9 protein-coding genes and 1 tRNA gene are annotated in these 12,880 nt (G+C 72.5%); 3 read left to right on the top strand and 7 right to left on the bottom strand.

Translation table 11 applies throughout. The annotated features are described in order from the left end of the window. Nucleotides 1-50: 50 nt before the first annotated feature. From FM112_RS16560 to FM112_RS16550, 3 genes are read right to left on the bottom strand one after another with little or no spacing between them, the layout of a single operon-like run. Nucleotides 51-1,388: an MFS transporter gene (locus FM112_RS16560; protein WP_254910554.1), complete on the bottom strand. Its 1,338-nt coding sequence runs from the start codon at nt 1,386-1,388 to the stop codon at nt 51-53. Next, complete coding sequence (locus FM112_RS16555; RefSeq protein WP_140400741.1) at nt 1,385-1,612, bottom strand: hypothetical protein; 228 nt, start codon at nt 1,610-1,612, stop codon at nt 1,385-1,387. Before FM112_RS16555 ends, FM112_RS16560 begins: the two co-directional genes overlap by 4 nt. Before the next feature lie 60 nt (nt 1,613-1,672). Then, nucleotides 1,673-5,950: an ATP-binding protein gene (locus FM112_RS16550; protein ID WP_087009559.1), complete on the bottom strand. Its 4,278-nt coding sequence runs from the start codon at nt 5,948-5,950 to the stop codon at nt 1,673-1,675. A gap of 107 nt (nt 5,951-6,057) precedes the next feature. Between FM112_RS16550 and FM112_RS16545 the strand changes: the two genes are divergently transcribed. Beyond that, nucleotides 6,058-6,132 (top strand) — tRNA-Arg (locus FM112_RS16545). Nucleotides 6,133-6,301: 169 nt separating this feature from the next. Here FM112_RS16545 and FM112_RS16540 read toward each other — a convergent pair. Continuing rightward, complete coding sequence (locus FM112_RS16540; protein ID WP_087009558.1) at nt 6,302-7,720, bottom strand: aldehyde dehydrogenase family protein; 1,419 nt, start codon at nt 7,718-7,720, stop codon at nt 6,302-6,304. Between the two features lie 204 nt (nt 7,721-7,924). Between FM112_RS16540 and FM112_RS16535 the strand changes: the two genes are divergently transcribed. Continuing rightward, nucleotides 7,925-8,440 (top strand): SRPBCC family protein, encoded by a 516-nt coding sequence (locus tag FM112_RS16535; protein WP_087009557.1) that lies wholly within the window; start codon nt 7,925-7,927, stop codon nt 8,438-8,440. Nucleotides 8,441-8,540: 100 nt separating this feature from the next. Here FM112_RS16535 and FM112_RS16530 read toward each other — a convergent pair whose 3' ends face one another. The 3 genes from FM112_RS16530 to FM112_RS16520 all read right to left on the bottom strand — a co-directional run bounded on the left by FM112_RS16530 (nt 8,541) and on the right by FM112_RS16520 (nt 11,570). Then, nucleotides 8,541-9,044, bottom strand: coding sequence for an HNH endonuclease (locus FM112_RS16530; protein ID WP_087009556.1), 504 nt, complete (start codon nt 9,042-9,044; stop codon nt 8,541-8,543). Between the two features lie 420 nt (nt 9,045-9,464). Beyond that, nucleotides 9,465-10,496, bottom strand: a complete 1,032-nt coding sequence (locus FM112_RS16525; protein ID WP_087009555.1) for a C40 family peptidase — start codon at nt 10,494-10,496, stop codon at nt 9,465-9,467. Between the two features lie 390 nt (nt 10,497-10,886). Then, nucleotides 10,887-11,570, bottom strand: coding sequence for a metal-dependent transcriptional regulator (locus FM112_RS16520; protein ID WP_087009554.1), 684 nt, complete (start codon nt 11,568-11,570; stop codon nt 10,887-10,889). Nucleotides 11,571-11,675: 105 nt separating this feature from the next. Between FM112_RS16520 and serC the strand changes: the two genes are divergently transcribed. Then, nucleotides 11,676-12,785 (top strand): phosphoserine transaminase, encoded by a 1,110-nt coding sequence (serC, locus tag FM112_RS16515; RefSeq protein WP_087009553.1) that lies wholly within the window; start codon nt 11,676-11,678, stop codon nt 12,783-12,785. Nucleotides 12,786-12,880 lie beyond the last annotated feature (95 nt).

Here is a 12,880-nt window from a genome sequence, read left to right as displayed (position 1 = left end):
CCGCAGCCGTCCGGGACGGGCCCGGGCGAGGCGCCGCCCCGGGGCCGGCGCTATTCCGCGCCGCGGTCGAGCGTGTCCGGCGCCCGCAGCCACGCGATCGCGGGGATGAGCAGCATCGCGCCGCCCACGACGAAGGCCCACTGGAACCCGGCGAGGTCGATGATCGCGCCGGCCACGACCGGGCCGAAGATCGAGCCGAGGTCCTGCGACATCTGGAAGGTCGCGAGCGCCCGGCCGCCGGAGCGCTCGCGCCCGATGATGTCGGCCATCGCCGCCTGCTGGGTGGGCGCGCAGAGCCCCGAGCCGGCACCGGCGATGATGCTCACGAGCAGGACGTACCAGAGCTCGGCGCCGAAGGCCATCGCGAACATCGCGGCCGAGGCGACGACGAGCCCCAGCAGGATGAGCGGCTTGCGGCCGAGGCGGTCGCTCGCGCGGCCGGACCACTGCAGCGCGATCACGTTGCCGATCGCGTTGACCGCGACGACCACGCCCGCGGCCCACGGCTCGCCATTCACGAGCTGGCCCACGAACAGCGGCACCACCGCCGCGCGCATGCCCATGTTCGACCAGCCGTTCGCGAAGCCGAACGCCAGCGACGCCCGGTAGGCGGGCAGACCGATCGCGTCCCGCACGAGCAGCGGCGGGAGCTTGCGCTTGAGCGCCTGCGCGTTCCCGCGGCCGCGGCCCCGGATGCCGAACATGATCGCGACGATCAGCGCCGCGACGACGAGCGCCGCCCCGTAGGCGATGAAGGGCACCTGATAGCCGGCCTGCCCGAGGAGGCCGCCGAACACCGGGCCGGAGATGTTGCCGATGAGGAACATCGCGCCCCACATCGACGAGACCCTCCCGCGCATCGAGGGCGGCGCGAACCGCACGACCATCGAGGACGAGGCGATCGTGAACATCGCCGAGCCGATGCCGCCGAGGCCGCGGAAGATCAGCAGCTGCAGGTAGTCGCCGGCGAACGCGGTCGCGAAGCTCGAGGCGGCGACCACCAGCAGGCCCAGCACGTACATGCTCCGCTCGCCGATGCGCTCCACCAGCGGGCCGGCGAAGGGCGCCGTGACGAGGCGCAGGAAGGCGAAGGCACTGACGACGATGCTGACGAGCGTGGCCCCGACGCCGAAGGACTCCGCGTACTGCGGCAGCACCGGCACGACGAGGCCGAACCCGACCGCCACGAAGAACGTGGCGCCCATGAGCATCCAGATCTCGGCCGGGATGCGCTCGGGCTCCCGCGCGGCCGGGGGCGCCGGCTCCGGCTGCACCGGCAGGGCGATCTGCCCGGTCTCGAGGCTCTCGAACTCGCGGCGCGTGCGCTCCCGGTCCGCCTGCTCGGACGGCTCCGCGGCATCCTCCGGCTCGCGGTCCTCGCGGCTCACCGCAGTCCCGCCGAGTGGGGCGGGATGTCGTCGCGCAGGCGCGCGTCGTTCGAGTCGCCGCGGGCGGCATCGGCGGCGCCGTCGCCCCACGCCCGGGGGTCGTCCTCGGCGGCGAGCGTGGGCTGCGCCGACGCCGGCCTCCCCGACGTCGCGGGGAACTGCTGCGGGGCGGGATCGACGCCCGGCTTGGGCTCGGTGCGCACACGACGCGGGTGACGTGCCATGACTTCTTCTACTCCTCCGAGGAGGGCCGGCTGCTGGTGTTCGGGGCGGATCGGCCGCCGCTAGGCGGAGGGCCGGTCCCGGGGCTCACCGGGGTCGTGCCGCTCGACGGCTCCGGCGTCGTCCTCGAACGAGTCCGAGACGTCGATCGACTCCGGGTCGGCCCGGTGCTCCGCGGCCGCCGGATCCGAGAACTCCTCGAATCCCGCCGGGCGATGCGGCACCGAGCTGGGGCCGGCCTCGAGCTCTCCGCGTGCCTGCACCGTATCAGCTCCGGACTCGATCTCGCCCGCCGCGGGCGCGGCCTCGGGCATCGGCACCTCGAGTGCGACGGCGATGCGCCGCGCGACGGATTCGGGGTTCGCGAAGAGCTCGAACGCGTGCACGCGCAGGTAGTACCAGCCGAGCCGCTTGAGCAGCTCGGGGCGCAGCCGGAGCGATTCGCGCAGCGTCGTGCCGTGCCCCTGCGGGCTCGGCCGGCCCTCGAGGTCGATCGCGATGGCGCGGTTGCCGTAGGAGGCGGCGAGCGGGATGCGTCCGCGGTAGTCGAGCGCCACCTGCATGCCGAACGCGCCGAGGCGCCGGGCGAGGTCGACGAGCATGGGCGTGCGCATCTCGTCGAGCGGGGCGGCGCCGCCGGGGCGCTCCGTGCGCTCGGCCAGCTCGGTGAGGATCTGCGCGAGGCCGATGGCCCCCGCCGACATCCGCCGGAGGTCGAGCTGATCGGCGCGCACGCACGTGACGATCACGAGCGAGCGGCGGGCGCGGGTCATCGCGATCGCGAGCGCCTTCTCCCCCAGCGGGGTGCCGAGGACGCCGAAGTCGGAGAGCACCCGGCCGTGCGGGGTGATGCCGAAGCCCAGCGAGAACACGACCCGGTCGCGCGACTGCGCGGCGGCGCCCTCGATCGTGGTCGAGACGAAGGGCTCGTTGCGCGGGCGGGTGAAGAACTCGGCGACGTCGGGGCGCTTCGAGACCGCCGACCACACCGCCTGCTCCACGCGCTGCGCGTGGGCGGCCGAGGCGCTGATCACCATGAGCGACTCGCGGGGGCGGCGCAGGGCGTGGTCGATGACGAGCTCGACCACGCGGGTGACCTCGGCGTCGGTGGCCTCGACGGATCCCGAGTTCGGGTCGGGCAGGCCGCTGCCGCCGACCACGTAGGAGTAGGTGAGCGAGGAGTGCCCGAGGAAGGCGCCGGCCCACGGCATGGACTCGAGGCGGCCGCCGTAGAAGCGCTCATTCACGAGCTCGGCGAGGTCCTCGCCGCCGGCGCGGTAGGAGCGCGTGAGCGCGACCCTGGGCAGGAAGCTCGCGAGCTGCGCGAAGGCGGAGTCGGCGTCGCGCCGCCGCAGCTCCTCCGGGTCGATGCCCTCGTACTGGTACTTCTGCTCGAGCATCGGCTGCACCGCCACCGCGAACGGCGAGGGGAACTGCGTGACCGGGTCGCCGAACGCGACCACCTGGTTCGCGCGCCGGATGGCGCCGATCGCCTCGGCCGTGGAGATGGCGGCGGCGTCGACGAGCAGCACGACGTCGAAGCGGATGCGGTCGTCGATGCGGGGCACGTCGTAGGGCGTCGCCACCCAGACCTGCGCGAGCGTGCGGGACAGCTGCTCGGCGCGGGTCATGAGCCGTGCCGAGGAGACGCCGGAGTTGCGCAGCAGCCCGCGGAGCGCCTCGGCCTCGTCGGGCTCGTCGACGAGCGCCACCTTCCAGGCCTGCGCGATCTGCCACGCGAGCTGGTCGGCGCTCGACCGGTTGTGCGCCTCGTCCACGACCCGGAAATCGCCCTCGAGGCGCGTGAGCACGCGGGTGTTCGCGTTGAGCAGGGCCTTCTCGCCCGCCAGCAGCTCCTCGAGCACCGACTGCCACCAGGCGAGCTCGAGCTCATCGGCCACGGCCTCGGCCTCGAGGTGCCGCTGCGCGAGGTCGTCGAGCAGCCCGCCGAGCCCCTCCGAGTAGAGCTGCTCGCTCAGCGCGAGGCGCTCCACCGCGTTGTCGAGCACCTCCGACTCGGCGGCGAACCCGTCGAGGCGCTCGTCGAGCTCGTCGAGCGGGGTCTCGGCGAGCGCGAGCTCCCCCACCTCGGTGAGGGCGTCGTCGACGGTGCGCATGAGCGCCGAGATCTCGCGCCACTGCGCGCGGGCCTGCTCGATGCCGATCGGCACGTTCGGCTGCGCCGAGTCCTGCACGTAGCGGTGCCAGAGGATGCGCTGGCGCTGGATGTGCTTGAAGGCCTCGTGCAGCTCCCCCACCTGCGCGCCCGGGCGCACGTACTCGCGGGCGAGGCTGCGCAGCTCGCGCCTGCGCGAGTGAGGCATGTCGCCGCCGTCGCGGCGGGGGCCGGTGGCCTCGATGAGGCTCGAGAGCTCGGCGTCGAAGACCTCGGGGGTGAAGCGGTCGAGGGTCTCGCGGATGTCGGCGAGCAGGCGCAGGTAGACGCCGAGCTCCGAGAAGGTCTCGGGCTCGCGGAGGTTCGTCTGCGCGACGATCGCGAGGCCCGCGTCCACCGCCTCGCGGGTGCGCCCGTCGGCGAGCCGCATCGCGATGCCGTGGATCTCGGCGACCTCCTCGGTGGAGGCGAACTGCACGGCGTACCACGGCGAGTCCTCGGGCCCGTAGCGGAACTGCCCGAGCTCGCCGAGCTCGCGCAGGCGGCCGGCCACCGCCTCCCGCTCGCGCCTGTCGGAGAGCTTGAGCAGCACCTCCCGGGGCAGCCGCGCGGTGGTCGAGGGCGGCACGTCGAGCAGCTCGAGCCGGCTCAGCGTCTCGAGCGCGTCGAGCGGCGAGACGCCGAACTCGGGGTTGGACCGGACGAGGGCGCTGCGGTAGTCGGCGAGCACGTGGCGCAGGCGCACGAGGGCGTCGTCGAGCTCGGCCGTGCTGGGGCGCTCGGCGCGCTCGTTGCGGTTGATGCCCGCGATGAGGTCCCGGCGGAGGGTGCGGGGCGTGACGGCGAGACCCTCGAGGCCGGCCTGCTTGAGCCGCGAGCGGATGGCCCGGCTCGAGGCCGCCCGGGGCGTGACCACGAGGACGCGGCGGTCGCGGTCGACGAGCTGGCCGATCGCGTTCACGACCGTCTGGGTGACGCCGGTGCCCGGCAGCGCCTCGACGACGAAGTTGGAGCCGCCGAGGATCGTGTCGACCACCCGCTCCTGCTCGGTGTCGGCGTCGAGCAGGAGGCGGTCGCTCGCGGGGTCGCGGCGGTCGGGGTTCGTGCTCGACTCGGTGTGCATCGAGGCGCCGAGCTGGTCGCGCGCCCCCGGGTTGCCGGCGAGGGCGTCGAGCACGGGATGCGAGAGGTGCTCGGCGTCGGCCACGAGCGCGCCGGAGAGGTCCGCGAAGGGCGCCACCGCGGCGCGCGCGGTGATCTCGAAGCCCGGCAGGACGGTGCCGAGCTCGCGGAGCCGGTCGAAGGCGTCCTCGGGGAAGAGCGTCGCGTCGGGCCCCGCGAGCGCCATGAGCTCGCTGGCCCGCAGCGTCACGCCGTCCTCGTAGAGGGCCCGCAGCAGGGTGCCGTTCGGCTGCAGGGCGCCGACGAGGCGGAGCTCGTAGTCGCGGCCCATGCGCCGGAGCGCGGCGGCGCGCAGGAAGATGGGCGCGTTGATGGCGCCGCGCTTCGAGCCCCAGGAGGCGAAGCCGATCGCGAGCTGGATGGCGTTGAGGCCTCGGCCCGCCTCGAGCTCGACCCCCTTCTGGGAGACGAGCAGCGCGGCGTCGAGCGCGTTTCGGAAGGCGAGCGGCTCGCGCAGCAGGCTCGAGAGCATGACCGGGCGGCGCGCGAGCAGCGGCGCGATGCCCGAGGGGTGGGCCGTGGAGAGGTCGATGTAGGTGCCGCGGCGCGCCCGGAAATCGCGCATCGGGGCGACCCCGCCGATCTCGGCGAGTTCGCGGCGCCAGCGCTCGTGCGCGGCCTCGATGGATTCGTGCAGCGTCGCGCGCGGAGGCTCGCCGACGACGGGCTGCGGGAGCTGGGCCGGCTCGGGGGCCGGGGCGGCGGGCTCGGGGCGGGAGCGCCGCGCCGACCGCGCGGCGTCGGGCCGCTGCGGCTTGGGGGCGGGCTCGCGGGCGGATGCGGGCTCGGGGGCGCGCTCCGCGGCCGCCTCGTCGCGAGGGGCGAAGGGCGAGGGCTCCGCCTCGGGGCGCACGGCGGCGCGCGCCGCCTTGACCTCGTTCAGCCAGCGCGAGGGATCCTCGCCGACGCCGACGCCGTCCTCGAGGTCGAGATCGGCGTCGCGGGCGATCTCCTCCGTGTCCTGCGTGCGGGCAGCGCTGGCGTCCCGACCTCGCTCGGCATCGGCCCGGTCATCGTTACGCCTACGGAAGAAGCCCCACACGCTATTCAACATAAGCGACGAGGAGCGCTGAGGCTCGCAGTCCGCAGGGAGTTTCATGCATCCCGGCGTGCATCTCGGGTTCCGATCAGCGGTAGTATGGCGTTTCCGCCTCCGTAGCTCAGTGGATAGAGCATCCCTCTCCTAAAGGGTGCGCGTGGGTTCGATTCCCGCCGGGGGCACCACTCCGAGGCCGCGCGGCGCGCCGTCGCGCGGCTCAGGCGCTCGGCAGCGCCAGCAGCACGGTCGTGCCGCGGCCCGGCGGCAAGCAGATGGACGCCGATCCGCCACCGCCCCCGGGCACGGAGAAGGGGCCTCCCGATCCGCGTCGGAAGGCCCCTCTCGTCGTCGCCGCTACTTGGTGATCGTGATCACGTGCGGCTGCGCGACGGCCTTGAGGCCCGCGTCGCCGAACTCGAGGCCGTAGCCCGAGGACTTCGCGCCGCCGAAGGGGATGCGCGGGTCGATGGCGCCGTGCTGGTTGATCCACGTGGTGCCGGCCTGGAGGCGCTTGGCCACCTCCACCGCGGCCTCGGGGTCGTTGCTCCAGACCGAGGAGCCGAGGCCCTCGTCGATGCCGTTCGCCCACTCGATGGCCTGGTCGAGGTCGCTGTACTTGACGATCGGCAGCACCGGGCCGAACTGCTCCTCGGCCACGAGCGGGTTGTCGTTGTCGATGTCGGTGACGATGGTCGTCGGGTAGAAGTAGCCGGGCTGGTCGGCCGCGGGGTCGCCGCCGAGGCGGATGTTCGCGCCGCCCTCCCTGGCCGCGTTCACCAGGCGCTCGACGACCTCGTACTGGCTCTTGTTCTGGAGGGGCCCGAGGAGGTTGTTCTCGTCGAGGCCGACGCCCATCGGCGTGCCCTTGGCGACCTCGAGGACGGCCTGCACGACCTCCTCGTACTGGTCCTCGTGCACGTAGAGGCGCTTGAGCGCGGCGCAGGTCTGGCCGGTGTTGATGAACGCGCCCCAGAAGATGTCGCCCGCGAGCTTCGAGACGTCGGTGCCCGGCAGCACGATGCCGGCGTCGTTGCCGCCGAGCTCGAGGGTCAGGCGGGCGACCGTGTCGGCCGCGTCGCGCGCGATGATCTTGCCCACCTCGGTCGAGCCGGTGAACATGATCTTGCCGATCTTGGGGCTGCGCGAGAGCTCCGCGCCGACCTTGCTGTTGGCCGGCACGACGATGAGGAGGTCCTCGGGGAGCGCCTCGTTCATGACCGCGGCGAGCGCGAGCACCGAGAGCGTGGTCGAGGAGGCGGGCTTGGAGACCACGGTGTTGCCCATGCGCAGCGAGGGGCCCCACTGCCAGATCGAGATGAGCATCGGCCAGTTCCAGGGGCTGATCGCGCCGACGACGCCGATCGGGTCGTAGTGCATCTCCGAGCGGACGTTCTCGTCGTCGACGATGACCTCGGGCTCGATCGGGAACGCGGCGTTCGCGCGCAGCCAGGCGGCGCAGCCGCCGACCTCGAAGCGGGCGTTCGGGCCGTTCAGCGGCTTGCCCTGCTCGCGCGAGAGCAGCTCGGCGAGGGGCTCGGCCGCGGCCTCGATGGCGTCGGCGGCCTTGTTGAGGAACTCGCTGCGCTCGGCGTGCGAGCGCTTGGCCCACCCGACCTGGGCGGCCTCGGCGCGGTCGATGGCGCCCTGCAGGTCCTCGGGGGTGGCGATCGGCGCGCGGCCGACGAGCTCACCGGTCGCGGGGTCGAAAATCTCGCGACCGCCGGATTCGGGCTGGATGGCGGCGAGCAGTTCGTCGACGGAGTTGAACGACATGGCAGTTGGCCCTTCTCTTCGTTGAGTGCGGTCGAGCGCAGGCGCGCAGCACCGCGGTATTCCAGTTCACCGTAGGCGGTGCCGAGGACCCCGGGCAAGCGATCCCGGCGCCGCGGCACCCACAGACAACCGCACGACATCCTGGGACAATTCGCGCTCCGCGGCGGGCCGTCTCCCCGCGGCGCGGCTCGTAGACTGGCTGGCATGTCGCAATCCCTCGAAGCCACCGCCACCGTCGCCCTGACCCCGCAGGAGGCCTTCGCGCTCGCGCACACGCTCGGCGCGGATCGCATCGCCTGGGACGGACACGTCGAGAAGCGGATGCTGCTGCGCGACGCCCGCCGGATCGAGCGGGGCGTGCAGGTGTTCGAGCGGGTCAGGGACGGGCGGCGCATGATCCTGGAGTACGACGTCTGGTACCCGGGCCAGGTGTCGAGCAACCGCATGGTGAAAGGGCCGTGGTGGCTCGCGGACTACGGCGAGGGTTGGCACTTCACCCCCGTGGACGGCGGCACGAGGGTCACCTGGAAGATCGCCTACCGGCACCGCTCCCCCGTGCTCGCCGAGCAGATGGCGGCGGCGATGCGCGTGCTGTTCCGGCACGAGCTCGACGCGCGGATGGCCGACTTCGCCGCCGCGGCCCTCGACTCGGGGCTGGTCCGCGACGCCCTCGCCGGCGAGCTCCCGCGCTTCGCGCGCCACCGGGACCGGGAGCGCTAGGCCGGGACCGCGCCGGCGCGCCCTGCCCCGGGGTCGCGTCCTGCCCGGGCCCGCGTCCCAGTCCCGCGTCCCGTGCCCGCGGGCCTCGCCGAGGGGCGGTTCAGGCCGCGACGGGCACGAGGTAGGGCGCCCACTCCTCCGCGTCGGTCCGCTCGGACCCGCGCATGATCCACCGGTGCGGCAGCGGCGGCAGGGGCCGTCGGCGCAGCGTCCAGCCCATCTCCTCGGGGGTGCGGTCGCCCTTGACGTTGTTGCAGCGGAGGCAGCACGCCACCAGGTTCTCCCACGAGTCGCGGCCGCCGCGGGAGCGCGGCTGGACGTGATCGATGGTGTTGGCGAACGCGTCGCAGTAGGCGCAGCGGTGGCTGTCGCGCCGCAGCACGCCCTTCCGCGAGACCGGCGCCTGCCGGGTCATGGGGATGCGCACGTACCGGTTGAGGAGGATCACCTGGGGTCGGGCGAAGTCCTCGCACATCGAGCGCAGCGGGCGGGTCTCGTCCGCTTCGAGCACCGATGCCTTGCCGCCCAGCACGAGCACGAGCGCCCGGCGGTCGGAGACGATCGAGATTGGTTCATAGCCGGCGTTCAGCACGAGCGTGCGCATACCGTTCCTTCCGTGTGGCCCCGTGGCTCGAGGCTTCGTGGGAATGCCCGGGGTCCGCCCCGGGTACGAAAAACGGCACCGCCGAGAGGCGGTGCCGTGAGCACGCACGCGAGGACGCAGCCATGTCCGCCGCGGATATCGCTATCGCATGGCGGAAATGGTGCTCGAACCCGCTGGAGCCGTCCGGGCAGGAGCGAACCACCCTGGCGGGGGTGTTCGCGGCTGCGCACATGATGGCTCCATCGATTCGCGCCGACCCGGCGGGCCGGACTCGCGTGCTGTCAGTGATAGTACAGGCCGTGGGACCCGTGGGAACAGGGCGGGGCGCGCCGGTCACGAGAAGTTCACGCGCCCGACACGTCCCGGAAAGCGCAGAACGCCCCGCGGTGGCGGGGCGTTCTACGTGTGCGCATCCTGGGATCAGATGCGGACGAAGTAGTAGCTCGAGCCGGCGTCGAGGCCGCCGATCTCGATGGAACGACCCCAGTTGGGCGAGTCGATCATCTGGCCGTTGCCGACGTAGATGCCGACGTGGTAGCCGCCGAAGATCACGAGGTCGCCGGGCTGCGGGTCGGACACCTGGGTGCCCGCTGCCGCCTGGCCGGTGACGCTGTGGGGAAGGCTCACGCCGTGCTGGGCGAAGACCCACTGCACGAAGCCGGAGCAGTCCCAGCCGGCCGGGGTGTTGCCGCCGAGCTGGTAGGTGCCGACGCCGATGTTCGCCCGCGCGGTCTCGACGACGTTCGCGCCGACCGAGGAGGCGGGGGCCGAGCTCGACGAGGACGAGCTGCTGCTCGAGCTCTCGCTGCTGCTGGAGGAGGTCTCCTCCGTCGTGGGCTCGGGCTCGGGCTCCGGCTCGGGCGTCTCGACGACGACCTCGGTGGCCGCGGTCTGCACGAGGCTCGAGTCGAAGGTCTCGACCGAGGTGCTCTCCGAGTCGACCTGGATCTCCTGCGGGGGCGCGGCGACGGCCGCCTCTTCCTCCGCGACCTCCTGCTCGGGGAGCTCGGTCTCGTCCTGAGTGGTCGCGTTGAGCAGGTTCGCCTGGTGATCGGCGGCCGCGATGTCGGCGTTCTGCCCGCCGACCGCAGTGAGACCGGCGGCGGCGATCGCGGTCACCGAGGCGGCGGCGGCGAAGCCGCCCGCGGCACGACGACGGCGCTGCGCGACGAGCGCGGCGGGACGCGCCGCCCGCACGGTGAGCGGACGCGCGTCGAAGGCTTCGGGAATCGCAACCGGCTGCTCTTCGGCGATCGGAGCGGTGATGCGCTCGACGATCTCGGTGGGCAGCACCGACACGAGCGCGTCCATGTCGTTCCGGGCGATCTCGCCCGTGTCGCGCGGCGAGACCGCGGTCTGGGCCGCGAGCGGGCGGACGCCGGTGCGGCGCTCGATCTCGCGAGCCTCACGACGGGTAAGCGGCGCGGTGCCGTTCAGCGTGGTTGTTTCCAAAATTCGACCCTCCCCATTGCCCGGCTCTCGCCGCCCGCCCCACGAAGTGCGTGGATGCACCTTGCCGAGGGGCGGGATTGCAATGCCCCGGCAAGACCTGAACACGGTTGTGTTCGCTGATACACACGAGCGTAACGAAAGATCTCGGAAATGTCACGTTCAGGTGACGAATTTCTCACGAATTGGTAACAGCGCCGATATTCAGCTGGATTCGTGCGGATCGCCCGGTGTTCCCGCCCCTGCGGAGCACGCCCTCGACGATGAGTGCGGCCGTTCTGCGGGGCCGTGAAGCAACCCGGTCAACTTTACACCACGCCGGGCGGCGACGGGAACGCCGCCGGGCGGGCGCACGGGCGGCATCCCCGCGGGCATCGCCCGGTCCGCGCCGCCCTAGCTCGCGACGTAGATGTGGCGGGCCGCGTCGGCGGGGATGATGACCCCCGCGTCGTTGCCCGCGAGCGAGACGATCAGCCGGGCGCCGCTGCGCTCGACCGTGACGCTCGCGCCCGGGAACACGCCGCCGCCGCGCAGCATCGAGAGCATCTCCCGATCCGCCTGCACCGGCTCGCCGAGCCGGCGCACCTCGAACGGCCCCGCCTCGTCCAGGACCTCGCTCAGCGGGCGCACGCCCTCCAGAAAGGGTTCGCTCGCATCCGCGAGCGCCACCTCCGAACTCGGGATGGGCGTTCCGTAGGGCGATGCGTCGGGGCGTCCGAGCAGCGCGAAGATGCGCTCCTCCGCCTCGTCGCTCATCACGTGCTCCCAGCGGCAGGCCTCTTCGTGCACGCTCGTGAGGTCGAGCCCGATGACGTCGGCGAGCAGCGCCTCCGCAATCCGGTGCTTGCGCATGACCCGCACCGCCTTCTCGCGTCCGATCTCGCTCAGCACGAGCCGGCGGTCCGACGCGACCTCGACGAGGCCATCGCGCTCCATTCTGGCGATGGTCTGCGACACGGTCGGGCCGGAATGGCCGAGGCGTTCGGAGATCCTGGCGCGCAGCGGAGTGATGCCCTCTTCCTCGAGGTCGAGAATGGTGCGCAGATACATCTCCGTCGTATCGATGAGATCGGTCACAACATCCCCTCCCCTGCTCCTTCTTCAACAAAACTCGTCATCGTGCTTGGACACACAGTGCAAGCCTACCGATGCTCAGCACCACAATCGCTCTAGGCTGGGCACATGACCGATATTCGCATCCCGGCAGACCTGCTTCCACTGGATGGAAGATTCGGGTCGGGCCCCTCTCGAGTCCGCCTGCAGCAGTTCGACGATCTCACGGATCGCGCCGTGACCGTAATCGGGACGTCCCACCGCCAGCCCGCCGTGAAGCGCCTCGTCGGCGCCATCCGCGAGGGCATCGCCGACCTCTACCGGCTGCCGGAGGGCTACGAGGTGCTGCTCGCCAACGGCGGCGCGAGCGCGTTCTGGGATGCGGCGGTCTTCGGCCTCGTGGAGCGGCGGGCCCAGACCGCCGTCTTCGGCGAGTTCGGCGGCAAGTTCGCGAAGGCCGCGCGCGCGCCGTGGCTCGAGGCCCCGGACGTGCGCGAGGCCGAGGCCGGGTCGGCGGCGCTGCTCGAGCCGGCGGAGGGCGTGGACGTCTACGCGACCCCGCACAACGAGACCTCGACCGGCGCGATGGTCCCCATCCGCCGCGTGGCCGACGACGGTGCGCTCACCGTGGTGGATGCGACCAGCGCCGCGGGCGGCGTGTCGGCGGACATCGCCGAGACCGACGTCTACTACTTCTCGCCGCAGAAGAACTTCGGCTCCGACGGCGGGCTCTGGCTCGCGATCGTCTCGCCGCGCGCCCTCGAGCGCATCGGGCGCATCGCGGCCTCAGACCGGTACATCCCCGAGTTCCTGAGCCTCGCGAACGCGGTCGACAACTCCCGCAAGGATCAGACCCTCAACACGCCGGCCGTGGCCTCGCTCTCGCTCCTCGAGTCGCAGGTGCGGTGGATGAACGAGCAGGGCGGGCTCGACTGGGTGGACGCGCGCACGGCGGAGTCCTCCCGCGGCCTGTACGAGTGGATCGACCGCCACGACTGGGCGGCGCCATTCGTCCGCGAGCCCGAGTACCGCTCGCAGGTGGTCGTCACGATCGACCTCGACGACGCGATCGACGGCGGCCGCATCACCGCCGTCCTGCGCGAGCACGGCATCGTGGACATCGAGCCCTACCGCAAGCTCGGCCGCAACCAGCTGCGCGTGGGCACGTTCGCATCGGTGGACCCGGCCGACGTGGCGAGCCTCGCGGACTGCATCGCCTACGTGGCGGAGCGCCTGTAGCCGCGGAACGCCGCGACGGCACGGGAAAGGCCGCCTCGACGCCCCCGCATGGGAGCGCCGAGGCGGCCTTCGTCGTCGCCTCGGCCGCGCGCGGA

This window comes from Gulosibacter sp. 10, from assembly GCF_900163695.1.
GTDB lineage: Bacteria > Actinomycetota > Actinomycetes > Actinomycetales > Microbacteriaceae > Gulosibacter.
This window is presented reverse-complemented; position numbering and strand designations above follow the sequence as displayed.

Bases quoted from the DNA above. Each gene is read 5' to 3' on its own strand.
- FM112_RS16555 (WP_140400741.1), bottom strand. From the start codon at position 1,612: ATGGCACGTCACCCGCGTCGTGTGCGCACCGAGCCCAAGCCGGGCGTC.
- FM112_RS16540 (WP_087009558.1), bottom strand. From the start codon at position 7,720: ATGTCGTTCAACTCCGTCGACGAACTGCTCGCCGCCATCCAGCCCGAA.
- FM112_RS16535 (WP_087009557.1), top strand. From the start codon at position 7,925: ATGTCGCAATCCCTCGAAGCCACCGCCACCGTCGCCCTGACCCCGCAG.
- FM112_RS16530 (WP_087009556.1), bottom strand. From the start codon at position 9,044: ATGCGCACGCTCGTGCTGAACGCCGGCTATGAACCAATCTCGATCGTC.
- serC (WP_087009553.1), top strand. From the start codon at position 11,676: ATGACCGATATTCGCATCCCGGCAGACCTGCTTCCACTGGATGGAAGA.